General features: G+C 64.8%; 26 protein-coding genes and 2 pseudogenes. 9 read left to right on the forward strand and 19 right to left on the reverse strand.

Annotated features, from left to right (window positions below):
- Position 1: 1 nt before the first annotated feature.
- From NTZ43_03045 to NTZ43_03095, 11 genes and pseudogenes are all read right to left on the reverse strand, one after another.
- Complete coding sequence (locus NTZ43_03045; GenBank protein ID MCX5766189.1) at positions 2-754, reverse strand: SAM-dependent chlorinase/fluorinase; 753 nt, start codon at positions 752-754, stop codon at positions 2-4.
- A gap of 33 nt (positions 755-787) precedes the next feature.
- Positions 788-1,513, reverse strand: a pseudogene (locus NTZ43_03050) (Mrp/NBP35 family ATP-binding protein).
- A 168-nt stretch (positions 1,514-1,681) separates the two neighbouring features.
- A pseudogene (locus tag NTZ43_03055) lies at positions 1,682-1,900 on the reverse strand (iron-sulfur cluster assembly protein).
- A 26-nt stretch (positions 1,901-1,926) separates the two neighbouring features.
- Positions 1,927-2,952 carry a bifunctional oligoribonuclease/PAP phosphatase NrnA gene (locus tag NTZ43_03060; protein MCX5766190.1) on the reverse strand — a complete coding sequence of 342 codons (1,026 nt, stop codon included), beginning with the start codon at positions 2,950-2,952 and terminating at the stop codon, positions 1,927-1,929.
- Between the two features lie 94 nt (positions 2,953-3,046).
- Positions 3,047-4,507, reverse strand: a complete 1,461-nt coding sequence (locus NTZ43_03065; GenBank protein ID MCX5766191.1) for an amino acid permease — start codon at positions 4,505-4,507, stop codon at positions 3,047-3,049.
- A gap of 233 nt (positions 4,508-4,740) precedes the next feature.
- Positions 4,741-6,261 (reverse strand): IMP dehydrogenase, encoded by a 1,521-nt coding sequence (gene guaB, locus NTZ43_03070; GenBank protein MCX5766192.1) that lies wholly within the window; start codon positions 6,259-6,261, stop codon positions 4,741-4,743.
- 93 nt (positions 6,262-6,354) lie between these two features.
- Positions 6,355-6,672, reverse strand: a complete 318-nt coding sequence (locus NTZ43_03075) for a hypothetical protein (GenBank protein MCX5766193.1) — start codon at positions 6,670-6,672, stop codon at positions 6,355-6,357.
- Positions 6,673-6,691: 19 nt separating this feature from the next.
- Positions 6,692-7,696: a D-Ala-D-Ala carboxypeptidase family metallohydrolase gene (locus NTZ43_03080; protein MCX5766194.1), complete on the reverse strand. Its 1,005-nt coding sequence runs from the start codon at positions 7,694-7,696 to the stop codon at positions 6,692-6,694.
- 74 nt (positions 7,697-7,770) lie between these two features.
- Complete coding sequence (locus NTZ43_03085; GenBank protein MCX5766195.1) at positions 7,771-8,691, reverse strand: L,D-transpeptidase; 921 nt, start codon at positions 8,689-8,691, stop codon at positions 7,771-7,773.
- Positions 8,691-9,233, reverse strand: coding sequence for a hypothetical protein (locus NTZ43_03090; protein MCX5766196.1), 543 nt, complete (start codon positions 9,231-9,233; stop codon positions 8,691-8,693). The genes NTZ43_03085 and NTZ43_03090 overlap by 1 nt, the downstream gene beginning before the upstream one ends.
- A gap of 43 nt (positions 9,234-9,276) precedes the next feature.
- A complete protein-coding gene (locus tag NTZ43_03095) occupies positions 9,277-9,933 on the reverse strand; it encodes a hypothetical protein (protein MCX5766197.1) in 657 nt (218 codons plus the stop codon).
- 122 nt (positions 9,934-10,055) lie between these two features.
- On the opposite strand from NTZ43_03095, the gene gpmI reads away from it, so the two are divergent.
- The 8 genes from gpmI to NTZ43_03135 are packed head-to-tail and all read left to right on the forward strand — an operon-like array spanning position 10,056 to position 16,904.
- Positions 10,056-11,612, forward strand: coding sequence for a 2,3-bisphosphoglycerate-independent phosphoglycerate mutase (gene gpmI, locus NTZ43_03100; protein MCX5766198.1), 1,557 nt, complete (start codon positions 10,056-10,058; stop codon positions 11,610-11,612).
- 26 nt (positions 11,613-11,638) lie between these two features.
- The gene (locus tag NTZ43_03105) at positions 11,639-12,310 is read left to right on the forward strand and encodes a hypothetical protein (protein MCX5766199.1); all 672 of its coding nucleotides are present in this window, start codon (positions 11,639-11,641) and stop codon (positions 12,308-12,310) included.
- A 13-nt stretch (positions 12,311-12,323) separates the two neighbouring features.
- Positions 12,324-12,746 (forward strand): 6-carboxytetrahydropterin synthase, encoded by a 423-nt coding sequence (locus NTZ43_03110; GenBank protein MCX5766200.1) that lies wholly within the window; start codon positions 12,324-12,326, stop codon positions 12,744-12,746.
- Positions 12,743-13,339, forward strand: coding sequence for a molybdenum cofactor guanylyltransferase (locus tag NTZ43_03115; GenBank protein ID MCX5766201.1), 597 nt, complete (start codon positions 12,743-12,745; stop codon positions 13,337-13,339). Before NTZ43_03110 ends, NTZ43_03115 begins: the two co-directional genes overlap by 4 nt.
- Positions 13,336-14,658, forward strand: a complete 1,323-nt coding sequence (gene dacB / locus NTZ43_03120; protein ID MCX5766202.1) for a D-alanyl-D-alanine carboxypeptidase/D-alanyl-D-alanine-endopeptidase — start codon at positions 13,336-13,338, stop codon at positions 14,656-14,658. The genes NTZ43_03115 and dacB overlap by 4 nt, the downstream gene beginning before the upstream one ends.
- Before the next feature lie 8 nt (positions 14,659-14,666).
- The gene (locus NTZ43_03125) at positions 14,667-15,917 is read left to right on the forward strand and encodes a molybdopterin molybdotransferase MoeA (protein MCX5766203.1); all 1,251 of its coding nucleotides are present in this window, start codon (positions 14,667-14,669) and stop codon (positions 15,915-15,917) included.
- A complete protein-coding gene (locus NTZ43_03130; protein MCX5766204.1) occupies positions 15,907-16,581 on the forward strand; it encodes a methyltransferase domain-containing protein in 675 nt (224 codons plus the stop codon). The genes NTZ43_03125 and NTZ43_03130 overlap by 11 nt, the downstream gene beginning before the upstream one ends.
- A complete protein-coding gene (locus NTZ43_03135; protein ID MCX5766205.1) occupies positions 16,578-16,904 on the forward strand; it encodes a hypothetical protein in 327 nt (108 codons plus the stop codon). The genes NTZ43_03130 and NTZ43_03135 overlap by 4 nt, the downstream gene beginning before the upstream one ends.
- 22 nt (positions 16,905-16,926) lie before the next feature.
- On the opposite strand, the gene NTZ43_03140 is transcribed toward NTZ43_03135, so the two are convergent.
- The 5 genes from NTZ43_03140 to NTZ43_03160 form a co-directional block, all read right to left on the reverse strand.
- Positions 16,927-17,229, reverse strand: coding sequence for a hypothetical protein (locus tag NTZ43_03140; GenBank protein ID MCX5766206.1), 303 nt, complete (start codon positions 17,227-17,229; stop codon positions 16,927-16,929).
- Positions 17,230-17,288: 59 nt separating this feature from the next.
- Positions 17,289-19,322 carry a heterodisulfide reductase-related iron-sulfur binding cluster gene (locus NTZ43_03145; protein ID MCX5766207.1) on the reverse strand — a complete coding sequence of 678 codons (2,034 nt, stop codon included), beginning with the start codon at positions 19,320-19,322 and terminating at the stop codon, positions 17,289-17,291.
- A gap of 110 nt (positions 19,323-19,432) precedes the next feature.
- Positions 19,433-20,416 (reverse strand): electron transfer flavoprotein subunit alpha/FixB family protein, encoded by a 984-nt coding sequence (locus tag NTZ43_03150; protein ID MCX5766208.1) that lies wholly within the window; start codon positions 20,414-20,416, stop codon positions 19,433-19,435.
- On the reverse strand, positions 20,416-21,168 hold the full coding sequence (locus NTZ43_03155; protein MCX5766209.1) for an electron transfer flavoprotein subunit beta/FixA family protein: 753 nt from the start codon (positions 21,166-21,168) through the stop codon (positions 20,416-20,418). The genes NTZ43_03150 and NTZ43_03155 overlap by 1 nt, the downstream gene beginning before the upstream one ends.
- Before the next feature lie 81 nt (positions 21,169-21,249).
- Entirely contained in the window at positions 21,250-22,566 is a 1,317-nt protein-coding gene (locus NTZ43_03160) for a sterol desaturase family protein (GenBank protein MCX5766210.1), read from the reverse strand.
- A gap of 75 nt (positions 22,567-22,641) precedes the next feature.
- Between NTZ43_03160 and NTZ43_03165 the strand changes: the two genes are divergently transcribed.
- Positions 22,642-23,448 carry an SDR family oxidoreductase gene (locus NTZ43_03165; GenBank protein MCX5766211.1) on the forward strand — a complete coding sequence of 269 codons (807 nt, stop codon included), beginning with the start codon at positions 22,642-22,644 and terminating at the stop codon, positions 23,446-23,448.
- A gap of 15 nt (positions 23,449-23,463) precedes the next feature.
- Here NTZ43_03165 and NTZ43_03170 read toward each other — a convergent pair whose 3' ends face one another.
- The 3 genes from NTZ43_03170 to NTZ43_03180 all read right to left on the reverse strand — a co-directional run bounded on the left by NTZ43_03170 (position 23,464) and on the right by NTZ43_03180 (position 26,387).
- On the reverse strand, positions 23,464-24,693 hold the full coding sequence (locus NTZ43_03170; GenBank protein ID MCX5766212.1) for an acyl-CoA dehydrogenase family protein: 1,230 nt from the start codon (positions 24,691-24,693) through the stop codon (positions 23,464-23,466).
- A gap of 177 nt (positions 24,694-24,870) precedes the next feature.
- Positions 24,871-25,626: a SprT-like domain-containing protein gene (locus tag NTZ43_03175; protein ID MCX5766213.1), complete on the reverse strand. Its 756-nt coding sequence runs from the start codon at positions 25,624-25,626 to the stop codon at positions 24,871-24,873.
- Positions 25,569-26,387, reverse strand: coding sequence for a metallophosphoesterase (locus NTZ43_03180; GenBank protein MCX5766214.1), 819 nt, complete (start codon positions 26,385-26,387; stop codon positions 25,569-25,571). Before NTZ43_03180 ends, NTZ43_03175 begins: the two co-directional genes overlap by 58 nt.
- Positions 26,388-26,400: the final 13 nt, after the last annotated feature.

Here is a 26,400-nt window from a genome sequence, read left to right on the forward strand (position 1 = left end):
ACTACCGTACCGGGTGCCAGAGCAGTGGCGTTTCGCGCGACAATCGCAGCACGGCAGCGGCACTCCCGTTTCGCACGGCGATTTCCAATAACCCTGCCGACCCCGCAACGGCGCACGGTTCGCCGGGCTCGACCTCCGCGTAGGTCTGCACCACCGGAAGCCGCCAACCGGCTACTTCGACCACGCCGTTGCGCGCCACGAAGTTCGTGATGGCGTTGCCGAATCGGTCAATGGTGATGACGCGGCCCTCAAGCGAACCATCTTCGCGCTGATGCGCGAGCGGCGTGCGCTCGATATGCGCGTCGGCAAAGCGAGGGCCGAGCGCGTCGAGCATTTCGCCGGACACCAATCGTGCGGCGGCAGGCGCAAAGACATCGCGACCGTGAAACGTGTGCGCCGCGTCGGCGGGAATGGCGAGACTCACCACGCGCGCGCCCGGCCAGACGAGCGCCGGCGATAGTACGCCGTTGTCGGGGCCGACGAGATACCGACCGTCGCTCTCCACCGCGAGCGCGGCGCGTGACGTGCCAACGCCGGGGTCCACGACCACCACGTGGACCGTCCCAACTGGAAAGTGCCGCCAGTAGCGAGCGAGCGCGAGCCGCGCGCCCTGCACATCCTGTGGCAACACTTCATGTGACGCGTCGATGATCGCCGAGTCTGGGGCGAGCGACGTGAGGACGCCCTTCATCTCCGCGACGTAGCCGTCGGCGGTTCCGAAGTCGGTGAGGAGGGTGATTGAGGGTCCGCGCATACCAAAAGTATACGCCGCCCCGGTTACTTTCGCTTAGAACGCGGCGATTTTGGCTGCGATTTCGGTGAGTTTGCGGGCCGCGGTCGCATTTGCGTCGGCGACCACGATCGGCTGTCCGTTGTCCCCACCCTGGAGAACCGGTGGGTACAAGGGCACCTCGCCGAGCAGGGGAACCCCGAGCTCGTCGGCGAGCCGCTTGCCGCCGCCGGTACCAAAAATGGCCATCGGCTTGCCCGTTTCCGGACTCTCGAAGTAGCTCATGTTCTCGATGATGCCGACGAGGGGCACTCCCACGCGCTGGAACATCTTGGCGCCTCGGAGGGCGTCGCCCACCGAGACTTCCTGCGGCGTGGTGACAATCACCGCGCCGGCGACTTCGGCGGCCTGCACGAGCGAGAGCTGCGCGTCGCCGGTGCCCGGGGGCATATCCACGAGCAGGTAATCGAGCTTCCCCCACGCGACGTCGCGCAGGAACTGCGTGATGATTTTCATAACGATCGGGCCGCGCCAAATGGCGGGCTGATCGCGCTCAATCAAAAAGCCGAGCGACATGAGTTTGACGCCATGCGCTTCGAGCGGCGTGATTTTTTCACCATCGACGGGCGGCGGCGAATTGACACCCATCATCTGCGGAATGTTCGGGCCATAGATGTCGGCGTCCATGAGGCCGACCTTCTTCCCCATTTTGGCAAGGGCCACCGCGAGGTTCACAGTGCAGGTGCTCTTGCCGACGCCGCCCTTTCCAGAACTGACGGCAATGATTTTGCCGAGGTTCGGGTACTGCACAGGGGTGGGCGCGCTGTTGCGCGGCGGTTGCGGGGCTGCGTCCATCACGGGGAGCGCGGCACGCTTGCCGCCCGACGCGGGCGCCGACGAAGCGGCCGCGCGTGCGGCCGCGAACTCAGCGGCGTCTTTGACATCGACGCGCACATCGGCCACGCCCTCCACGCGCTCAACCGCCTGACGCACGGCGCGGGCAATGGTCGCATCATCGTTGGCGGCGAGGAGAAGTGTGAGCCGCACTTTGCCATCGGTGGTGGTGGCAATGTCGCGCACCTGCCCAGACGTGAGCACGTTGTCACCGGTGCGCGGATTGACGATCTGCTGAAGCGCGGTATCGATACGCGCGGTAAGACTATCGGACATGGTCTGAAGAGAGCGAGAGGAAAGAGTTAGTGCGTCATCAACCGCGCGGCCGCGAGGACCTTCGCGTGGACGTCAGCGAGCGAACCGGATACGAGGGCGCCAGACGCCCGCGCGTGTCCGCCACCGCCGAACTGTTTGGCGAGCACGTTGCAGTCCACGCCGCGCACGGAACGGAACGAGATCTTCACCTTGCCGTGGCCCAGGTCGCGAAAGAGGAGCGCGAGTTTGACGCCGGCAATCGAGCGGGGATATTCGGCAATGCCGTCGAGATCTTCACTCGACACCCCGTGCGCCTCAAGCGCGCCGGCGGCAATGGACACCCACGCTATTCCGTGCGCTTCGTCTACCTCGAGAGTGGCGAGCGCGTCGCGGAGCAAGTGCAGGCGTCCGCGGGGCACCGAGGCGTAGATGCGCTTGTACATCGCCTCGGGGTCCACCCCGGCAGCGAGGAGGCGCGACGCAATCGCGTGACAGCGCGGCGAGGTATTGCTGAAGCGAAAGCCGCCGGTATCGGTGAGGATGGCGGTATACAGCGCCGTTGCGATGGCTGGCGTGATTTGCAGCCCCATCGTGGCGGCAAAGTCAAAGACGAGTTCACCGGTGGCGCAGGCGGCGGTGTCGGAGACGTGAATCGTTCCGGGCGGTTCCTCGCCGGGCAGATGATGGTCGATCACGAGCGGCGGCACGGCGAGCGCGCGCACGGCATCGGCGAGCGAGCCCAAGCGTTTGACGTCGCTGATGTCGAGCACGATCAGGCGATCGATGCCCTTGAGCGCGGCCGCGCCATCCGGAGAGCGATCGACAACGCCGTCGCCGAGCAGGTACGTAAACATCGCCGGCCAGGGCGTGGGATTCACAATGTGCGCGGCAATCCCCATCTGACCGAGGAGCAGGGCGAGCGCCACTTCGGAGCCGCAGCCGTCGCCGTCGGAGTTGAGATGCGTGCTCAATGCCACCCGTTGGCCGGGGGCGAGCTGTGCAGCGAGCTTCAAAATATCGGCGCGCCGGTGCTCGGGCACGAGGATTGGGTCGTGGGCGGCGGGATTCGTCATCGGTTCCATCGGTGTGCAGGTCGCCTAAACGACCAGTGGCGCCCGGAGTCCCGGGCGCCACTGAAAGATACTGCCATTGCTCGCTTTGTGCCGCTTACTTCGCCTCGGCGAGCCCCAGCTTGGAGTGATGGCGCCCGTAGAAGAAGTAGATAGCCAGACCGATCGCCATCCAGATGATCAAACGGAGCCAGGTGGTGCCTGGCAAGAACGACATCATGAAGCCGCAGACCGCGATACCGGCAATCGGCACAAACGGCACGAACGGCGTCTTGAACGGACGGTGGAGGTCCGGCTGGCGATAGCGCAACACGAGCACGCCGGCGCAGACAATGATGAACGCGAGCAGGGTGCCGATGGAGACCAGTTCGCCCAGAATGTCGATGGGGAACAGGCCGCCAAAGATCATCGCGAAGCCGCCGGTGATGATCGTGGCGAGCCACGGCGTCTGATACTTCGGATGCACTTTGCCGAACACCGCCGGAAGCAGGCCGTCGCGCGCCATCGCAAAGAAGATGCGCGGCTGACCCATGAGCATCACGAGCACGACCGACGAGAGGCCGGCGATGGCGCCGATGTTGATGAAGTACGTCAGCCACTTGAGCGCCGGGCCAGCCGCGTCGATGGCGACGAACACCGGGTGCGGGACGTCGAGCTTCATGAAGGGCACGAGGCCGGTCATGACGAGCGCCATCAGGATGTACAGCACGGTGCAAATGGCGAGCGATGCCAAAATGCCGATTGGCAGATCGCGCTGTGGATTCTTGGCTTCCTGCGCGGCGGTACTCACCGCGTCAAAGCCGATGTAGGCAAAGAACACCACCGCCGAACCGCGGACGATGCCGCTGAAGCCGTAGTGGCCGAACTGGCCCGTGTTTTCGGGAATGAACGGATGCCAGTTGGCCGTGTCCACGTACATAAACCCGAAGCCGATCACGAGCAGTACGATCGTCATCTTGATAAACACGGCGACGTTGTTGAAGCGCGCCGACTCACGAATGCCGACCACGAGGAGCATGGTCAGCGCCGCAATCAAGAGCATCGCGGGCAGGTTGATCACGGACGTGGTCCACTCAAAAGCGCCCTTGGCCTCCACCCACTTGAGCGGGGCGCCGGCAAACTTCTCCGGAATCGCGAAGCCGATTTCCTTCATCAGTTCCACGAAGTAGCCGCTCCAGCCCACGCTGACCGTGGACGCCGCGAACAGATACTCGAGGATAAGATCCCAGCCAATGATCCAAGCGAGTAGTTCGCCGAGCGTCGCGTAACCGTACGTGTACGCGGAGCCGGCAATCGGGATCATCGACGCAAACTCGGCGTAGCAGAGCCCCGCAAAGAGGCAGCCGAAGCCAGCGATGACGAAGGAGAGGACAATGGCCGGGCCGGCATACTGCGCCGCCGCCTGTCCCGTGAGAACGAAAATACCGGCGCCAATAATGGCACCGCTTCCGAGCAGGGTAAGGTTGAGCGCGGTCAGACTGCGCTTGAGCGTGTGCTCCCCTTCCTCACCGGCTTCGGCCATCAGAACGCCCAGCGGCTTCTTGGTCCACAACGACATTGCGGATTCTCCAAATTGAGAGCGGCGGGACTCGCCCAGCTGCCTGGACCCGCCGTGTGGTACCTGTGATTCGAAAAAACTGCGGTGTTGTAAGGGGCGCTGTCAATGACTTCCGGCACGCCGGCCTTGGGGGGTGGACACCATGCCGAATACGTCGTGGGACCGAGAAGCGCTGAAACGCAGCGGACGCCGCAAGTTGGCGGCGCCCGCTTTTCAGTCGCCGTGCAGGCGGGTTACACCGAGTAGTTCGGTGCCTCGCGCGTGATGGTCACGTCGTGCGGGTGCGACTCGCGTAGCCCGGCCGCGGTGATGCGCACAAAGAGCGCTTCCGTACGAAGCGACTCGATGTCGGCGCACCCCACATAGCCCATGCCACTGCGCAAACCGCCCACCATCTGAAAGAGCACGTCCGATACCGGTCCCTTGTACGGCACGCGCCCCTCAATTCCCTCCGGGACAAATTTGCGATTGCTCATCTCGCCGTCTTGGAAATAGCGATCGGCGCTGCCGTCCTGCATGGCACTGAGCGAACCCATGCCGCGGATCATCTTGAAGCGGCGTCCCTCGAGTAGGAGCGATTCGCCCGGACTTTCCTCGGTGCCCGCGAGCATCGAGCCCATCATCACCGTGTGGGCGCCCCCGGCTATCGCCTTGACGATGTCGCCGGAGTACTTGATGCCGCCATCGGCAATCACGGGCACATCGCCAGCGCCTTCGACCGCGTCCATCACCGCCGTGAGTTGCGGCACGCCGACGCCGGTCACGACGCGCGTCGTGCAAATGGAGCCGGGGCCGACCCCGACCTTCACCGCGTCCACGCCGCGCTCCACGAGCGCCACGGTAGCCTCACGGGTGGCGACGTTGCCCACCAGCAACTGCACGCTGGGGAACGCGTCGCGCACCACGGACGTGGCGTCGAGCACGCCCTGACTGTGGCCGTGCGCCGTGTCGATGATCAAAGCATCCACGCCAGCGTCCACGAGTGCCCGGGCGCGGTCGAGGTAGTTGCCCGCCGCGCCAATCGCGGCGGCCACCAGGAGGCGGCCGTGCTTGTCCTTGGCGGCAATCGGGTACTGCCGGCGCTTCATGATGTCCTTTACCGTAATCAGCCCCACGAGGCGCCCGTCAGCGTCCACGACGGGGAGCTTCTCAATGCGGTGCTTGCCCATAATCCGCTCGGCTTCGTCGAGCGTGGTGCCCTGCGGCGCCGTAATGAGCCCCTCGCGGGTCATCGCCGCCGACAGCGGCTGGTCGAGCGTGCGCTCGAACTGCAGGTCGCGATTGGTGATGATGCCGACCAACCGATCGCCGGCATTCACCACGGGGACGCCGCTGATGCGGAACTTCGCCATCAGCGAGCTCGCCTCACGGAGCGTAGCGCTTTCAGGAAGCGTGTATGGCTTGAGAATCATCCCGCTTTCGGAGCGCTTCACACGGTCCACTTCGGCGGCCTGCCGATCGATGGACATGTTCTTGTGCAGCACGCCAATGCCGCCGGCGCGCGCCATGGCAATTGCCATCTCGCTTTCGGTGACGGTGTCCATGGCCGCCGAGACGAGCGGAACATTCAGTGTGATGCCGCGCGAAAAGCGCGAGACGGTGGCGACGTCCTTGGGGAGGACGAGGGAGTGTCGGGGGCTGAGCAGCACGTCGTCGAACGTGAGGCCGGCGCCTTCCCGAATGCGCGAAACCCCGCGCGCGGCAGGAGCCGAGGCGGGGCTTGGATTGGTTCGTGAGCGAGTCGAGGGTTCCATAGCGAAAAATACACAGTCCGAGGCCTTCGCGGGAGCCCCAACTGCCCTCCGAATCCTCCCCGCCGGAGGCTGGGTTGGCCGCCGGGCGCTGGCTTAGTCCTTTTTTTCGACCTTGGCGGCGGAAATCACGTCACCGGCCACCGATTTGCCGGCCGCTGCCACGCCATTGAGGACTCCCATCGCCTTGTTCAGGAACCCCATCGTCTCCGCGACGGTGCTCGCCGAGAGCTTCCCGGCTCGCATGGTGTCTTCGACCCCCTCCGCGAAGCGCTGGAAGACGCTCGCGGGGGCCGGTCGATGCTCGGCGTACTTGGACTCGAGAAACTCGATGTAGTCGAGAATCTGGTACGCGCGCTCATCGGAGAGCGTGTCGAGGCGGCGTTGGATGCGGTCTTTGAGCGTGTCGTGCATGGGGGCCCCAGAGAAGAACTCAGTCGCGCCAGCGTTTGGTCTGGCCGCGTACGTCTATATGTACGTACGGAACCCGCCCGCGGTTACCGTACATCCCCAGCCCACCGGCCAGCTCGGGATGGTCGCGCTCGACCCACTCCACGGCGCGGGAGACGGCGAGGACATCCAGGTACGTCACCCGGCCGTCCTGATCCACATCCACGGCGAGGTCGGCGGCGTCGCCGTACTGGTGCCGGCTGTCGCTCGCGGCGCGCGGCACCCGCTGATTGTGCAGCGGGGTGCGATAGCCGGAGTTGACGTTGACGCTCATGTCGTGGTCGCGCGACCCCAAGTAGCGCAGCACCAACTCGACTTTATCGAGAATCTTGGTGTTGAGCGCCACATACCGCGGCCAGGTGGATTGGCCGTCGTGCGTGATGAAATCGCCAATGCGAAAATGCGCGGAGATCGGCAGCTCGGCGTTCTCCGCGGTGACTTCCACAAACCCCGGCGGCGGCGGCGTCGCGTCGCCGTGTTCGCGCTCCCACTTGTAGGTACCAATGCGATACCCGTTGACGATGCTCCCGCTCTTGGCCGAGAAGGGGAGCAACACACCGACGACGAGGGAATCAACAATCGACCGGCCGGCTGGGTCGAGCACCTCGAGTTCGTAAAACCCCGGGCGATCGGGAGAGCGCACGGTGCTCCCCGAGCCCATCTGTCCGACGGGCGTCATCGCGGCGGAATCGCTCGCGCGCACCCAGCGATACTGCAGGGAGTCGTGCCCTGGGCGCAGATCAATGGGAAACTCGAACTGCTCGCCGGGCAGTCGCAGTTGTAGGCGTACCTCCCCGCTCGCGCCAAAGGCGGTGGAGAGCGGAGCGACGGCGCGTGTGTCGCCATCGACGTTCCGCAGCGCTGAGCCGAAGAGCATATCGGGCGGATGCGTGACGATCACGGCAATGACGAGTACCGCAACAACCGCCACCACGACTATGAGAGCTGGTGACCATCGGTCGCGCCGCTGCGGGTCGAGTTCGTGCATCCCGAATGATACCCCGCTCAGAAGGCAAAGGGGCCGTGCGCGGCGTTATGGCCGCAGCGCCACGACGCGCGCCGTCAGTAGATGTAGACGGGTGTGCCGAGCGGCACCACGCGATAGAGCAACTCGGCGTCTTCGTTGCGCAAGCGCACGCAGCCGTGACTCGCGGCGCGCCCGATGGAGGACGGCACATCCGTGCCGTGGAGGCCGTAGCCATCGCCGAGGTACAGGCGATTGGAGCCCAGTGTGCCGAAGTACTGACGTTGATTGGTGCCGTACGGCGGAATGATGAGCAGTTTGCCAACGCGAATCTCGTGTCCTTCGCGCACCTCAAACGGTTGCACGCGCCCGTCGCTCAACTGGGTGACCACATCGTTGCCGATCACCGTCAGGACGGCGCCACCACCCACGGGGAGCGGCTTGCCTTTCTGCAGATGAAACGGCGTGAGTTGTTTTTTTCCCGCAACCTCGACGTAATGCCAGTCGGGCGGCACCCACGCCGGATCGACATCTTTGCGTTCTACGAAAAGCCGGCCGCGCGGCGTTTCGAATTTCCAGGTGCGGCCGCCGTTCGTCTGTTCGAGGTTTTTCCCCGTACCGGTGGCAACGCGCGTGGTATAGAGCACGGCGTTGCCGAGCTTGAGCCAGAGGCGGTTGTCGGCAATGCTGACCACGACGTAAGGCGCCTTTCCCGCCGCGATGTCGGCCGTGCTCGCGAGCTTTGCTTCGGCAAGTGTTTCGCCGACTTCGGCTGCGGCGCGGCGGGTGGAATCGAGCATCGCGAGGTTGTCGTCGTAGCCCGTGCGTGTGATGTCGCGGCGGAATCGTGCATGCTCGACATCAACGGCGAGCCACGCTGAGGCGGCGATCAGCGCGGGAATGCCAGCGACGGTCATCCACGCGGCCAAACCGCCGACGGCAAAGAACGCGCGAATGCCGGACGGTGCCGGCGTCCGCGATTCGGTGGGTTCGGTGGGCGGCGAGGCGGGGTGCGTCATTAGTAGAAATACACGCGCTGCCCGACGCGCAGATTCGGCACGAGCACTTTGAACTCCGCGGCCTCAAGTCGCACGCTGCCGGTGAGGACGGGGCCCGTGTCGTTGGGTCCGCGCGCATACACGAGCGTGCCGCCGTTGATGGCAAAGGCGGTGTCGCCGATGACGCGTTCGATCGTGCGGGTGCCACGCGGGGCCACAATGTGCAGGGAGTCGCGCGGGCCGGTGCGCAACCAAGCGTCGCGTCCGATCTCGATAGTCGAGGTGCGCAGCACCGCACCTTGTTGCGCGAGATGCAAGCGCGCGCTGTCAATCGACACGGCAAGATGCAGGCGCTCGTCATCACGGGCGCCACGGCGCGCCATCTCTATGACTACCTGCTCGCGATTGGCCTCAAGCGCGAGGGCGGCGTCCACCCGCTCGCGCGCGGTGGCGTTCATTCGTCCGCGCCACTCGGCGCTTTCGGCCGCTAAGCGGCGTCGCTGCTCAAGGAGCACGACATCGGCCACGCCCACGAGCAGCGCCGCGCCCCACAACAGCCGCACGGTCCGCGGATACGCCTGCGCAAGTGAGCGGAAGCGCGACACGCTAGCGTTTGGCGAACGAGCGCAGGTCAAGGATCGGCATGCCGCCCGGATCGCTGCGACCCACGCGCACGCGCGCAGTGATCAGCAGGTTGGTGAGCGGCGGGAGGCTCTTGATGTCCTTGAGCATCGAGGGCGGAATGGCGAGGTACAGCAGGGCGTTCTCCTCACCCGGACCGCGTGCGAGCAGGTACGGCTCCTCGCGTGCGAGGTCGCGGCGCAGGGGATCGGCGTACTGCAGCGAGAGCAGTTGCACTTCCCAGCGCACAATCTTCCCCTTGGTGCCCTCTGGGTCGGCACGCAAATCGGCGGCGGAGAGTGACGCACGATACGAGCTGTCGGCGGGGGCGAGATCTTTTTCGCTGATCCACCCTTCCATGCGCACCTTGACCCAGCCGCGGTCGCGGGCGAGCGGCTCGACAATCACGCCGGGGGAGATCACGGCCGCGGTCCCGCTGCCCGGCACCGGCTGCATGACGGCGCCCTTGGTCACGCGCAGCGCGCCTGGCGCCACGGCCGTCGCGGCACTCGGTGTTGGCTGCGTGTCGGCCACAACGGGCGGTTCCGGCTTCTTGACCGGCTTGCGTTGAGCTTGGGCGCTGCCGGGCCCAAAGAGCGTGGCGGCAACGGCGAGTGCGTACAGGGAACAGAAGGGGCGCATCGCTGGTAGGGTCGCGGGACGGGGGCTAGATTCCAGAGGTTGCGCCCCGGCGCACAAACGGCATGTGCGCGGACGGCTGGCGCGCTCCCGAAACTTACTCTTCTGCACTCCGGCGGGCTACGATGGCGCTTCGGCACGATGCGAGCAGTCCTGTAGTGCTCGTCGTGCTCGACGGCTGGGGGTACCGGCCCGAGCGCGACGGCAACGCGATCGCGCTCGCCAACCTCCCCACGTGGGATCGCCTGGTGGCTCGCGCGCCGCGCACGCTGCTCGACGCGTCCGGGCTCGCCGTGGGGCTCCCGGCCGGTCAGATGGGCAATAGCGAGGTGGGGCACCTCAACCTCGGTGCCGGCCGCGTGGTGATGCAGGATTTGGTGCGGATTGGCCAGTCTATTCGAGTGGGTGATTTCTTCCGCAACGACGCCTTCCGAGCCGCCTGTGCGCACGCCAAGGCCAACGACGGAACGCTCCACCTCATTGGCCTGATTGGGGACGGCGGCGTGCACGCGCATCAGGACCACGTGCTCGCGCTGGTGACGTTGGCCGAGCAGCAGAAGGTGCCGCGCATTGCCATTCACGCGCTCCTCGATGGGCGCGACACCCTGCCAAAATCGGCGCTCGGCTACCTCGAGCAGCTGGCGGCAGCGACCGCTGGGCGCGCCACGATTGCCAGTATCGGTGGCCGCTACTACGGCATGGATCGCGACAAGCGCTGGCCGCGCATTGAACTCTGCTATCGCGCGGCGGTGGACGGCACGGGCCCCTCGTGCACCGACGCCGTGCAGTTCGTGCGCGATGCCTACGCCCGCGGCGAGACCGACGAGTTTCTGCTGCCGGCGGTTGTTACCCGTGACGGCGCCCCGGTGGCGCCGATGCGCGATGGCGACGCGGTAATCTGCTGGAACTTTCGCTCGGATCGCATGCGCCAGATTGTCAGCGCGCTCGCGGTGGATGGCTTCAACGGTTTTGACGTGAGCCCGCGCCCACGCCTGCACGTAGCCACCATGACGCAGTACGACGCCACGCTCCCCTTCCCCGTGGCTTTTGCGCCGTTCTCGATGGCGCGTATCGTGGCTGAGGTGCTCTGCGACGTGGGCATGACGACGCTACGCACGGCGGAGACAGAGAAGTACCCGCACGTCACCTATTTCTTCAACGGCGGCGGCGAAACGCCCTACAAGGGCGAAGAGCGCCGCTTGGTACCGAGCCAACAGGTGGCCACGTACGATTTGATGCCAGAAATGAGCGCCCCGGGTATTACCGACGTGCTCACCGCGGCGATCGAAGCCAAGTCGCATAACTTTACGCTCGTGAACTATGCCAACGGCGACATGGTGGGGCATAGCGGCAATCTCGCCGCGACCATTCGTGCCTGTGAGGTGGTGGACCAATGCCTCGCGCGCATCATTGCGAGCGCGGAGCGCGCCGGCGCGCGGTTGTTGATTACCGCGGACCACGGCAACTGTGAAATGATGATCGACCCCGTGAGCGGCGGACCGCACACCGCTCACACCACCAACCCTGTGCCCTTTCTGTTGATTGACGACGGCGCTCCCGCCATGCTTCGCTCGGGCGGCGCGCTGTGCGATGTCGGACCTACCGTTCTCGGAATGCTCGGTGTCGAGCAACCCGCGGAAATGACCGGGCGCGACCTGCGCCTCACCGGAGCTACCTCCTGATGTTCTCTCGCCTTCGCTCTGCTTGTGTGCTCCTTGCTTGCGCCGCCGCTCCGTTGGCCGCGCAGGTTGGCTCGCTGCCAAACAAGAGTCCGTATCTCGACCTTGAGGACGGGCAGCGCTTTGGCATCACCGCGGGCCTCATCACCTTTGGCAAGGATCCCGTGCACGTCGGGCCGTCCGGCACCGCGCCGACCGTCGGGCTTCGCTACGACCTGTACCTCGGCGGACCGGTGTACCTGACGTCGCGTTTGCTGGCAGCGAGCTTCGACCGCAACGTGCTCGATTACACCAAGAAGCCGGCGTCGCGTCTCACCGGAAAGAAAAGCGGTGTGTTGACCGACCTCGATGTGGGGCTGTCGATTTCCGCCACGGGCGAGAGGAGCTGGAAAGGAATCCAGCCGCTGCTCAACTTAGGCGTCGGCATGATCTTCGCTCCCGGCGACAGCAAAGCAGACGTGTCGGGCTACAACACCAAGCCCGCGCTCAGTGCGAGCTGGGGGCTGGGTGTGCGTTGGGTGACGGGCAAGAATTCACAGCTCCGCGCCGACCTCTCGTACTACTACTGGCAGGTCAAGTATCCGGAGAACTATCGCTCTACGGATGCCGACCCGATTTCGATCTATCCCACGGGCACGCTCTCGCCGTATACGACCAACCGGTCGCTCTCGGTGAGCTATACGATGGGCATCTTCCGCTAAACGGCGTGCGCTGATGCCCACCACGTCGCTCACGCGTCGCGTGCAGTTTGCGGCTGCACATCGGTACCGGCGTCCCGAGTGGGATGACGCGACCAACGAGCGCGTGTTCGGCAAGTGTGCACGTCCGGAATACCACGGGCACAGCTACACGTGCGACGTCACTATTGCTGGGCCCATTGAGTCGAAGACCGGGATGATCTTTGATCTCGGGGTGTTCGACGCCGTGCTCGCGCGTGAAGTGACGGAACGATTTGACCATCGCAATCTCAACACAGACGTCGCCGAGTTCGCCGAAGGGCTCGACATCCCAACGTGCGAGAATCTCGCGCGCGTGATTGCGGAACGCGTCCAGTTGGGGATCGGCGACTGCGCGGTCGTGACCACCGTATGCGTTGCGGAAAGCCCCACGCTCTGGGCCACCTGGCACCACACGTGAGCGCGCGGCGGTGCACCGGAGTGGTGCTCGCCGGTGGCCGTGCCTCACGCATGGCGGAACGGCCCAAAGGGCTAGAGCGTGTCGGTGGGCGGCGGATTGTGGATCGTGTCGCCGAGGCGCTGGCGACTGCCGCCGACGACCTTCTCATTGTGGCGAATGATCCCGATGCGGCGGCGTGGCTGCCCGGCGTTCGCGTTGTTGCGGACATTCGCCCGGGTTACGGCGCGCTCTCTGGCCTGCACGCGGCGCTGACGGCAGCTGGCACAGCTCTGCTCGTAGTGGCGTGGGACACACCATTCGTGTCGAGCGCCCTCCTCCGCGCGCTTCGAGAGGCGGGTGAGCGCGAGGCGGTAGACGCGGCGGTTCCAACGAGCGACGCGCGGTTCGGCTTTGAGCCGCTCTGTGCGTGGTATGCCCCGAGTTGCCTCCCGGCGGTGGAGACCGCGCTCGAGGATCAGCGGCTCCACGCCGGTGGATGGCAAGGCGCGGTCCGTCTACATAAGCTCGACCCGTCGCCGTACGGCGATCCACAGACGATCTTTTTCAACGTGAATACCCCCGACGACCTTCTGCGCGCGGAGACCCTCCTGTGACCGCTCGTGTTTCGGTGTCACTCGTCGCGGCGCTGACGCTCGCCGCGTGCCAGTCATCCGTGCAGACGCGCGCCGCGCCGATCAACACGCGCGCGTCGTTCCGCGGCTTTGCCGATTCACTCGTGTTGCAGCCGTCGTTTTCCAATGCGCACTGGGGCGTCCTGATTGTGGACCCGCTCACGGGCGACACGCTCTATTCGCGCAACGCGGGCAAGCTCTTTATGCCGGCGTCGAATCAAAAGATTCTTACCGGTGCCACGGCCCTCGCGCAGTTGGGGCCCCACTTTCGGTTTGTCACGCAGTTTGCTGGCACGGGGCCAGTGCGCGACGGCACGCTCGACGGGGACCTCGTCGTCATCGGGCGCGGAGATCCCACATTCAGTGACGCGATGCGCGGCGACTGGCGTTCGGCGTTCCGTGCGATGGCCGACTCGCTCTCCGCCCATGGTGTGCGGCGCATTAGCGGCGCCATTCGGCGCGGCGACGACGCCTTTCCCGACGACATATTCGGCTTCGGCTGGCAAATGGCCGACGCTACGGAGTCGTACGGCGCCGGTGTGGACGAGTTGTTCGTGAATGAAGGCTTCGAACGGCACGTCACGCGACGCGCAAACGGCGACTCAACCGTCACCGAAGTGGTGATCAAAGACCCTTCGCTGTTCTTCCTCACCGCGCTCCGGGACGCGCTCGCCGAACGTGGCATCAGCACGGGTGCCGTTGATGCGGCCGTCCCCGTGCCGGCGGCGGGCTTACAGACCGTCTTTGCCTTGCAGTCCGACACGCTCGGCGCCGTGCTCGCGCGGATGCTCAAGCCGTCGCAAAACCAGATTGCCGAGATTCTCTTCAAGACCGTCGCGCTCGAGAAAACAGGCGTCGGCACCGCCGACAGCGCACGCCGCGTGCTCGAGCGGCAGATGGCGGCATGGGGAATCGGCTCCACTGGCTATGCAATTCGCGACGGTAGCGGCCTCTCGCGCCACGACTATGTGACGCCAGAAACCATTGTGCGCGTGCTCGACGTGATGCGGCAACATCGCGATTTTGCGGTGTTCTACAACGGGCTCCCTATTGCCGGAGTGGACGGCACTATTGAAAGTCGCATGCGCGGCACGGCCGCCGAGCGTAACGTGCATGCCAAGACCGGCACCGTGGACAAAGCGCGGTCACTCTCGGGCTACGTGACCACCGCCGACGGACGCGTGCTCCTCTTTAGCTTGCTCTGCAATAATTTTTCCGTGAGCAACCGCGACGTCGAGCGAGTACAGGACGCCCTCTTGGTACGGCTCGCGACGCTGCCGTATCCACGCACCAACCGCTGACTCCCACCGTGACCATCGACACGCTGCTCAGTATTTCCGACGCGGTCACGCGCGTACTCAGCGATGTCCGGACGTTGGCCGCCGAGTCCATTTCGCTGGCAGACGCGCAGGGGCGCGTACTGGCGGAAGACATTGTATCGCCCATTACGCTTCCGCCGTGGAACAACTCGGCGATGGACGGCTACGCCGTGCACGCCGCTGACTTGGCGACGCTCCCCATTGCCCTTTCTGTTCTTGAGACGGTGCGCGCGGGCGGTGCCGCATCGCAGGCGCTGCCGCGCGGATACGCGATTCGCATTATGACTGGTGCGCCGGTGCCCGACGGCGCGGATACCGTCGTGCGCGTCGAAGACACTGACGGTGGCGTGGAACGCGTGGAGATCCGCCGCGACCGGGATGCCGGGAAAAACATCCGGCCACGCGGCGAAGACATTCATGCGGGCCAGCTCGTCATTCCCGTTGGCACAACACTCGGGGCGGCGCAGCTTGGCGTGCTGGCCTCGGTGGGCGCGGCCATGGTGCGGGTGTACCGCGCGCCGCGGGTGGCCATTCTGTCGTCCGGCGACGAACTCGTGTCGTTGGAGCGCTTTGATGAAGTGCTCGCGGGCAAGCGGATTGTCTCGTCGAACAGCATCACGCTGCAAGCGCTCGTCCGCGCGGCTGGCGGTGTACCGGTGGAGCTCGGCATTGCCCGCGACACACCGGAATCGCTCCGCGAGCATCTCGCTCTCGCCAACGACTGTGATCTGCTTATTACGTCCGCCGGCGTTTCGGTCGGCGAGCACGACTTTGTGCGTGAGGTGCTCGAGTCGCTCGGCGCGGAGATGAAGTTCTGGCGCGTTCGCATGCGTCCCGGCGCGCCGGTGGCGTTCGGAATGCTCGGCGGTATGCCGTGGCTCGGACTGCCAGGGAATCCCGTCTCGACCATGGTAACCTTCGAGCTCTTCGCGCGCCCCGCCATTCGGCGTATGCGTGGCCACCAACGACTATTCCGGCAACCCGTGCCGGTGGTGATGGATGAAGCGGTTCACACCACAGCAGAACTCACACATTTTCTCCGCGGCACCGTGCGCACCGAGCACGGCGTGCGCCACGCGCGGCTCACGGGGCCGCAGAGTTCTGGGATTCTCACCAGCATGTCGCTCGCCAACGCGTTGATTGTGGTGCCGGCAGGGATGGCCGGGGCGCCGGCCGGCGCTACACTGAACGCGCTGCTGCTCGACGGCGACGCCGAACTTCTGGAGCAGTTTGCGCTCTAACCTCCCGAAGGAACTCGCCGCGCTCGACCGGCGATTTGTGCTCGCCGAGTCGGATCTCATGGTGGGAGATGCGGTCGTAACGTTAGAGCGTCCGCGTAGTGTGGATGACCTGATTCTCGAAGCGGATTTTCTCAAGGATGAGCGCCTCCCGTATTGGGCGGACGTGTGGCCGTCATGTACGGCGCTCGCGAGCATCGTGGCCACTCTCGCCGGCAGTGGGCAACGCGCGCTCGAACTCGGCTGCGGACTCGGCCTCGTCACGGTTGGCGCCATGCGAGCGGGGTTTGACGTAATGGCCACTGACTATTACGACGACGCGCTCCTGTTCACCCGCCGCAATGCGTTGCGCAACACCGGCCACGCGCCGGCCACGCGTATGGTGGACTGGCGTGAATTCCCGAGCGACCTTGGGCGATTTGACCTCGTGCTCGCGTCAGACGTCTTGTACGAAAAGGAATACGCCGAACTGGTGGCGTCGGCCATCGATTGGTCACTCGCCCCAGGAGGGCGCGCACTCATTGGAGACCCTGGGCGCGTCGCCGTGCCGGACTTCCTCGCGGCGTGCAAGGCGCGCGGGCTGGCAACGCGGCTCTTTGCGACTGTTCCGTGGGCGGAACCGCCCGCGCGACAGACGATCAATATTCACGAGGTCACGCGCCTGTGAGCACGATCCCCGACGGAGCATCGGCACGATTGATTGGCGCTGCGGTTGGCGTGGTCGCCGTGGCAGCGGTGAGCGTGGTGCTCGTGGGACGCCGCCTCCGCCAGTCGATGGGCCTTGGCTCCGCCAAGCGGTCGCCGACGCCTCTGACGTTTACTCCGGTGCCGCCATCGCTCGTCAAGCGTGCACTGGAACGCGGGCTCGTCACGAGCGCACAGCTCGCACGGATGTCAGAGGCGGAGCGCCAGTTCGCGCTCGCATCGCTACGCGGTCAACTGGAGGCGGACGAAGGCACCGCGTCGCGCACCCCGCCAAGGTCACCGTAGGCGCCCACGCGCCGCGCGTGCACTAGATGCGCGGCGGATGCCAGAGGCAGCGCACAGAATCGCCAACACGCGCCTGATTCCAGGTGGTTTGCGGAACGCTGCACCACCAATGGTACGTGTCGAGCAAGACATCGGGCGATCGCTTATCAGCGACGCGACGCGATTCGAGCACGCTATAGCTGGAATCCCGTTGCTGCTCGGGCATCCCAGGCCGCGCCTGCGGCACGGTGCCCTGCGGGCCGCCGAACGGCGGGAATGCCGATCGGCAGGAGAGGCCGGCGACAACCGCCAGCAGTGCCGCGAGACGGAACGATGAAGCGCGCATAACGAGAACTACCCGCCTCGGTCGGTGCGGTTCCGCGCACCGACCGAAGCGAAGGGACTTCAGGTGGCGAGTCGCTGCGCGACGACTTCGGCCACGTCGTACACGGCCACGTTTTCGTTTCGGGCACTCACGCTGTCGTTCATCATCGTCATGCAGAACGGGCAGGCCACGGCAATCGCCTGCGCGCCCGTGGCCAGCGCTTCTTCCGCACGCTCAGCGTTGATGCGCTTGCCGACATTTTCTTCCATCCACATCCGCCCGCCACCGGCGCCGCAGCACAGGCCTTTATCCTTGGAGCGTGGCATCTCCACAAGGTTCACCACGGGAAGCGCCCGCTTGAGGATCTCGCGCGGCGCGTCGTACACGCCGTTGTAGCGTCCGAGGTAGCAGGAGTCGTGGTACGTGAATGAGCTGAACGGCTCGTGCAGCTCTTCGCGCAACGGAATGCGGTCCGCCTCGAGCAACGCGGCGATGTACGTGGAGTGGTGCACCACGTCGTAGTTGCCGCCAAACTGCGGATACTCGTTGCCGAGTTGATGGAAGCAGTGCGGGCAGGCCGTGACGACCGTCTTGACGCCGTACTTGGCCAGCGTTTCGACATTGTCCTTGGCGAGCATCTGGTAGAGATACTCATTGCCCATGCGACGCGCCGGATCACCGTTGCATTTCTCTTCTTGCCCGAGAATCGCAAAGTTGACATTGGCCGCTTGGAGAATCTTGGCAAAGGCGACCGTGGTTTTCTTGGCGCGATCGTCAAACGACCCCGCGCATCCCACCCAATAGAGCACTTCCGGCCGTTCGCCACGTTCGGCGAGTTCGGCCATCGTGGGAATGTTCATCCCGTCGGCCCACTTGCCGCGATCGCCCGGATCGAAAGCCCACGGCGAGCCACGCTGTTCCATGGACTCAAAAGCCGGCATCACTTCTTCGGGGAAACGCGATTCGCCGAGCACGAGATTGCGGCGCAGTTCGAGGATCACGGAGAGCTGATCGAGCGACACCGGGCATTCCTGCACGCAGGCGCGGCAGGTGGTGCAGCTCCAGATCTCTTCTTCGGTGATGTAGTCGTCGAGCAGCGACTTGGCGAACACGGATTCGCGATCGCCCTTCTCAAATGCGGTGTCGCCGGTGAGGTAGGGCGCTTTCGCTTCGAGCCGTTCGCGCACATTGATCATGATTTTGCGCGGACTCAGCTTCTTGCCCGTCAAGTTGGCTGGGCAGACGCTCGTGCAACGCCCGCACTCGGTGCAGGCAAAGCCGTCCATCAGGCTCTTCCAACTCAAGTCGTTCACATCTTTGGCGCCAAAGACCTCGACGTCGCCCTCGAGGTCCATCATCGTCATGACGCCGACTGGCCCCGGCCCGCTCGTATTCGAGAGGTACACGTTGGGGAGCGATGCCACGACATGCAGGTGCTTGGAGAACGGCAGATAGTTCAAGAAACCGAGCACGAGTAGTACGTGTGCCCACCAGAAGAAATCCGCGAGCACCACCGCCGTGGAGGCAGGGACCCACGTCAACGCGCGCGACACGGCAAAGGTGATCGGCCGCACCACCGGCTCGTCGGCGTGGCCCAAGTACAGAAACGCACCGGCGAGAAACATCGTGACCATCAACGAACCGATCCACGAAAGAATCAGGAGTGGATCGTTGGGATGCGTTTCGGCGCCCAGCAGACGCTTCACGCGCTTGGTGAGTCGGCGGAAGAGCGCGAAGGCCACCGCGCCAAGCACCAACGCGCCCCACACGTCCTGATTGAGCGTGAAGAACAGGTAGGCGGGCTTGATGAGGAGCCAGGAGAAACTGAAGCCTGGGACAACCCCTTCAACGATTGCCTCTACAGTGCCGGCCGAGAGAATACAGAAGCCCCAGAAAATCGCGGCGTGCATCGGCCCGGCGACCGAATCGCGAAAGATTTTCTCTTGGAATATCCCGATGCGTATCAGGTTCCAGAGCCGCGCCGGGATCTGGTCCCAGCGCGAGTCATCGAGGCGGCCGATGCGGAGGTAGCCAATGAGGCGCTGGACGTTGAAGCTGAAGAAGCCCAGGGCAACGGCGAGGACGATCGCGAAAACCACGTGCGAGGCAGTCATATGGAGAAAGTACTAAGGGCGCGGCCGCCCCGACAGGCGACCACGCCCTTCCATGCCGACTGAGCCCTCAGCCGGTTACGCTCCCACCCGAGCGGGCGGGAGCGGTTCGCTCAGCCGCCGGCCTTTGCCGTCTTCACTGCGGCGGTGAGCACCGGCAGGATTTCCAGCACGTCACCCACAATGCCGTAATCCGCCACCTTGAAGATCGGGGCTTCCTTGTCTTTGTTGATGGCGACAATGCACTTGCTGGTGCGCATCCCCGCCAGATGCTGAATGGCGCCGCTGATACCGCAGGCCACGTATAAATCGGGGCTCACGAGCCGTCCGGTCTGGCCGATCTGGTCGGAATGGGGGCGCCACCCTTCGTCCGTCACCGCGCGCGTCGCGCCGACGGCCGCGTTGCCGAATGCGGCCGCGCAGTCTTCGACGAGCGCGAAGTTTGCCGCTTCCTTGAGTCCCCGTCCGCCGGCAATGATCACCGGCGCTTCGCCGAGGTCAAGCTTGCCGCGGTTGCCCGCCTCGGTGGAGGTGACCTTCACACGCGCCGTGGCCGGATCCATCGCCGGTGCAATCGCTTCGACGGCGCCCGCCTTGGCATTCTCTGCCGGCAGCACCGCACCCGCGCGCAACGAGATGATCGCGATGGGGGTCCTGAGCACGAGCGTCTGCACAATCTTGTTGGTGTAGCCCGGGTGCTGCACGGTCACGCTGTCGCCCGTGAAGGCAAAGTCGGTGACGTCGCTCGCGTACGGCATTTTCAATTTGGCGGCGGTACGGGCCACGAGATCGTGCCCCTGCGCGCTCGCCGCAAAGAAGGCCGCACGATAGCCTGACCCGAGCCGCGCCGCGATCGTAGCAGCCAGCACTTCGGGATTGTAGTTGACGTAGGCGTCGCCTTCGAGCACGAGCACCACGTCGGCGCCGTGCGCGGCGAGTTTCGCAGCAATCGCCCCGATTCCCGGCCCGCCCGCGAGCATCGCGTGTACCTGACCACCCGTCTCATCGGCCACGCGGCGTGCCGCAGTGACCGCTTCGAGTCCCGCGCGGCGCAGCTCGCCCAGTCGCGTCTCGGCAAATGCAAAGATGTTGGCCATTAGAGTACCTTCGCCTCTTCCTTGAGAAGCCGAATGAGTTCGGGCACCGCGTCCTTTCCTTCGCCAATGATGCGGCCAGCTGCACGCTCGGCGGGGAGCTCAAGTTTCTCGAGCAACAGACGCTGTTCGGGGAGTTGCGCGGGCTTGGACGCCAGCGGCTTTTTCTTGGCCGCCATGATTCCCTTGAGCGAGGGATAGCGCGGGCGCGCAATGCCTTCGTCAATCGTGACCACGGCGGGAAGCGCCGCCTCGATCAGCTCAAATGCGCCCTCGAGTTCGCGACGCGCCTTCACGGTGCCATTTTCGATATCGAGCTTGCTGATGGCGCTGATGAGCGGCATCCCGAGCAACTCGGCGCAGAGCGCGCCGGTGGAACGGTTCTGCGTGTCCACCGCCATGCGGCCGAACATCACCAGATCATAGCCGCCGCCCTGAATCTCCGCGGCGAGCGCGGAGGCCACGGCAAAGCCGTCATAGATCGGTGCATCGTGCTTGAGCTGCACCGCGTTGTGCGCGCCAATGGACAACGCTTTTCGGAGCGTCTCTTGAACGACATCGGCGCCAAGCGAAATCACGGTGACTTCGCCGGCGCCAAGTTTTTCGGTGATTTGAACGGCGGCTTCTACGGCGTATCCGTCAAAGTCGCTCATGTCGAATTTGAGGCCCGACTCATCCACCGCAGTGCCTGAGGGGGCAATCTTGAAGCGGACGTCCATGTCAGGGACCCGCTTAATGCACACGGCAATTTTCACCGTGAAATACCTCGGTAAGGGATATCTGAAATTAGTGCGGGGGGAGGATTTCTAGAAGCGAGCAGGGCTCGCGGTTGCCGGTCAGGTGACGGCGGGCTGCGCCCCGTCACTCGGGCCGCCATCCCTGCCCGCCACCGCGCGCAGCCAGATGGCGGACAGCACGAACAGCACCAGAGCAGAGCCGGCCCAGCCGGCTGGCACCCGGCCCGTAACCAGCAAAGTCCCTGCGGCCGCCGCGAGTGAGATCAATCGCGCCTGTTCGAGCACATAGCCCCAGCGCTCCCCTTCCAGTAGGCCGCCAATGGTGGTGAGTCCCAAAGTGAGGTAGAACGCGAGCGCGAACGTCTGTGCCAACGGAAGCGCGCTCGCCAATGCCAGCACTTTCACCGCCGCCACCGTGACGATCACGAACTGCGTTGCGGCATACCAGTTCACCCCAGGGCGGACCACGGGATCGTAGAGCCGGTGGTTGTCCACCGTAAACAGCGGCCCTTCGACCGCTGGCGGTACATCAGTCGGCCGCCACGACGGCGGGCCAAAAACCACCTTCAGCCTGTTGCCCCACCCCGAGGTGCGCCGCGCGAGCTGCCAAATCTCCACAAACACGTGCAGGTTGGCCCACAACGGATTCCAACTCGCGAGCGGGTGGGTGAGCCCGTACACCGGCTCCTCCTGCTCTTCTACGAAGGTGCCGTGCAACCGGTCCCACACAATGAACACGCCGGCGTAATTCTGGTCGATGTACTGCAGATTCACGGCGTGATGCACCCGATGGTGGCTCGGCGTATTGAGGATGAACTCGCTCAGCGAACCGAGCTTCCCCACCGCTCGCGTGTGAATCCAGAACTGGTAGACGAGGTTGATGGCGTTACAGGTGACGAACATCGTCCACGGTACACCCAGCACGGCGAGCGGAATGTAAAACACCCACGTCATCAACCCACCCAACGCCGTCTGCCGGAGCGCCACCGCCAGGTTGTACTCCTCGCTGGAGTGATGTACCACGTGCCCCGCCCACAGCACGTGCACCTCGTGTGACATCCGGTGCGACCAGTAATAGGCATAGTCCACGAGCGTGAACACGACGGCCCACGACAGCAGGGGGATGGCGTTCACGCCGAACCATGGGAACCCGCCAAGCGCATAGAACGGTGCGCCGTCAGGCCAGTCCGTCACGGGAAAGTAACGCTGCACGGCAAAGCGCTCCGCCACGACGATATAGAGGCCGAGTGTGACCACCTTGAAGAACACCCCCATCAGCTGGCTGAGGGTGCCTAAACTCAGGTCTGAAATCGCATCGTTCAGACGATACAGCCGCGCCCCGGAAGCGCGCTGATACAGCAACTCGACCCCGATCAAAATGAAAAAGAGCGGAATCGAGGCTTGAATGATGGACATCGACGGCCGGGGGCTGAGGAGGCTATCTTAAGGAATGGTGATTCTTCCTTCCCTAATAATGATGGGTTCCCCCCGATGACCGACAGCGTCTCTCACGGATCCGGCCGCCCCGTCGCCCTCGTCACCGGCTCTACGGCGGGAATCGGGAAGGTGTTCGCTCATCAGCTGGCGACGCAGGGGTACGACCTGATCTTGGTCGCCCGTGATGCCGCGCGACTGCAAGCGCAGAGCGACGAGCTCGCACTGCAGTACGGTATCAACGCAGAACCCATCGCTGCCGATCTCTCCCGCGACGAGGGCATGCGGCGCGTGGGCGAGCGGATCTCGCAAACCAACGCGCTGACGATGCTCGTCAACAACGCGGGGTTTGGCACTAAGGGCAAACTCGCAAATCGTCCGCTCGCCGAGCAGGCGACGATGCTTGAGTTGCACGTGATGGCGCCCATGCTGCTTTCGCGCGCCGCGCTCCCAGGGATGATCGCCCGCGGCTCGGGCACAATTATCAACGTGGCGTCCGTGGCGAGCTTTGCGTTTAGCGCCGGCAATGTGAACTACTGCGCCACCAAGGCGTACCTGCGCATTTTCTCGCTGGGGCTCGCCCTCGAAGTTGCCGACAAGGGGATCACCGTGCAGGCACTCTGCCCGGGGTTCACACACACGGAGTTCCACGATCGCGGCGGAATGGACAAAACGTCCATCCCCGGCTTTATGTGGCTGAGCGCGGAGCGCGTCGTGCGCGACTCCCTCGCGCAGGCGGCGCGACGCGGACCCGTCGTGTGCATCCCTGGCAAACGCTACAAGGCGCTGGTGTTGCTCATTCGCTACGCGCCCGAGTGGCTCGTGGGATTCTTCCGCGCCCGGTACGGCAAGACGCGGACGTAACGCTCGCCCTCGGCGTTATCCGCCGAAGGCGTTGAATCCCGTCTCGTGCATGCCAATCACCAACGAGTGCACGTCGTGCGTTCCCTCGTACGTGTAGACGCTCTCGAGATTCGCCATGTGACGCATCGCTGAGTACTCAGCGAGAATGCCGTTGGCGCCGAGCAAGCGACGCGCCTCGCGCGCGATGTCGGTGGCGACATTCACATTGTTGCGCTTGGCCACACTCACCTGCTGCGGCGTGGACGTACCCGCGTCCTTCATGCGGCCGAGGTGCAATGAGAGGAGTTGCCCCTTAATGATCTCTGTGACCATGTCCGCCAGACGCACCTGCTGAATCTGGAACGCCCCGATGGGCTTGCCAAACATCACGCGCTGCTTGGAGTAGCTCAGCGCTTCGTCGTAACAGGCGATCGCCGCGCCCATTGCGCCCCAGGAAATTCCGTAGCGCGCCTGCGTGAGGCACATCAGCGGACTCTTGAGCCCGCCGGACTTGGGAAGAATCGCGTCGGCGGGCACGTGCACATCGCTGAACACCAACTCACCCGTCATGCTCGCGCGGAGCGAGAGCTTGCCTTTCGTCTCTTTGATGTCGTAGCCCTTCGAGCCCGTGGGCACGAGGAAGCCGCGCACGCTTTTGCCGTCGGTGTCGCCGTCTTCTGTTTTGGCCCACACCACCGCGACCTGCGAGAGAATGGCGTTCGTGATCCACATCTTGCTGCCGTTGATCACCCAGCTGCCGTCGGGTTGCTGGCGCGCGCGGGTGATCATGCCAGCCGGGTTCGAACCATAATCCGGTTCGGTCAGTCCAAAACATCCGATCGCCTCGCCCTTCGCCATCTTGGGCAACCAGTGACGCTTCTGCTCGTCACTGCCGAATGCGAAGATGGGGTACATCACCAATGAGCCCTGCACACTCGCAAAGGAGCGAATGCCGGAATCGCCGCGCTCGAGTTCCTGATTGATGAGGCCGTACGCCACATTGCTCAGCCCCGCGCAGCCGTACTCCTCCGGGAGATTGGCGCCGAGCATTCCCATCTCGCCCATTTCCGCAATGAGTTCGGTGGGAAAGCGGCCGTCCACGTAGCACTGGCCGATGATCGGCAGCACGCGCTCATTCACCCAGCCGCGGATGGAGTCACGTACTGCGCGCTCGTCTTCGGTGAGCGCCGCATCAATGTTGAACATGTCGCCGGTCCGCGGCTTGAGTTGCGCGGAGGCGAGGTGGGTTTCGGAGGCAGAAGTCATGAACGAAAGATAGGCGTCTTGCCTGGGGTCAGGACACCCCGCCGCAGCCGGCGTGTGCCGTAACCGTTGGCGGATGTCGGACTATACCCCTGCTTGCACGCGGTCATCAGTCGTAGACGGTTGACCGTTAACGGTTAACCGTAAACCGTCAACGGCTTTAGCCGTTCCAACCCAGCGCTACCGCAACGGCCTCGTCGCGCTCGCCGGAGCCCCAACTGACCGCGCCTTCCGCCTAAACGCCACGCCGTGATCCACGGGGAGTCCGTTTTCGTCCTGCCACTGATGCACCATCTCATGCATCAGTGTCTGCACCACCTCGGCCCATCCGTGCCGACGAAAATGGCCTCGAGAAATCGCGATCTCCGGCCGCACATTGGGTCGGCGCGGCGTGTAGTGGCCGAGCCGCGATTTCATCCGCCGCGACACGCGAATGGGGAGGGTGCTTAGTGCGTCGTCGAACAGTTCGGCGTTCAACCGCGCGTGCTCGGCGGCCAGCCGCGCGGCCAACGGTTCGTCGTCCGCGTGCGTGCGCTCCGCACTCGCCCGTGGCGGTCGTTTGGGAAAATGCTCGGCGAATTTCAGGACGCGTTGCAGCGCCTCGTGGCGCCGCTCCACGAGGCGGCGCGGCGTCATCACGAACATCACAATCGCCGCGTGCACGTCGTCCGGTGCCTCGAGGTACCCCTCTTGCACGCGCAGCACGTGACCGGCGATGCTCAGCACCGTGCGTCGATTGCGCGTGAGTTTCAACTGGTCCACCCCACGTAGCCCGTGCGCGCGCAGTCGCTCCAGCAGTTCTTCGGCGCTCCGCGGTGGAGGCGCGTCGAGCGAGAGGGCGAGCTGCGCGGCATCGCGCGACCCGCGCAGCCGCCGAATCAGCGCGCGAAGCAGTGGGTCTCGCCCGGCGCGAACGCGCGCGCTAGAGCGTTCCACGACATCACGGTGATGTTCACGCTCGCAACATCCGACTCGATGATATTGAACGACGCCGGCCGGTGGTGCCGCACTCGCGTAGTCAGCGTGCTGGCCGTGCTCACGATCAACCGGCGATTGCCAACCATCACCTCGGCGACGCGCTCTTCGTGGTCGTGGCCGCACAGCACGAGGTCAGCACCGGTCGCGGCTGCATCGGTGATGCCCGCCGCGCGACTCGCCAGCCCCCAACGGTTCGACAAATGGCCGCGCAACAGGTTGTGGTGCAGCACCAGTACCTTGAGGTCGCTCCCAGCTGCCGCAAGCCGCGAGGCGGCACTCGCCCATTGGTGCGGCTGCACCGCACCCACCACGCTCAGGTCGCGCGGGCGGGTCGTCAGCGTGCATGGGCGAATGCCCTGCGACGAGTTGAGGCCCACAATCAGCGCGCCAGCGCACCGAAGCTCTGGTTCGAGCAGCGGACTCACGAACTGACGGTAGCGCCCGTGCATGGCGGCGGTTGCGCCGAGTCCCATCGGCGACAGCCACCATTCGGTGTCATGATTGCCGGGCACACAGAGCACCGGTGCGTGCGCACGCACTGTGTCGAGAAACGTTCGCGCCCGCACATACTCCCGCGTCCTCGTGCGCTGCGTGAGATCGCCGGACACCACCACCGCATCCCACCGCGAGGCTGCTACAATCCCCTGTAACGCCTCAACCTGCTCGGGCACGCTGGACGCGCCGAAGTGCAGATCGGAGACGTGCAGGATTCGTGTCACGCCGAGCGGAGCG

It is taken from the genome of Gemmatimonadota bacterium, assembly GCA_026387915.1.
Taxonomy (GTDB): domain Bacteria; phylum Gemmatimonadota; class Gemmatimonadetes; order Gemmatimonadales; family Gemmatimonadaceae; genus Fen-1231.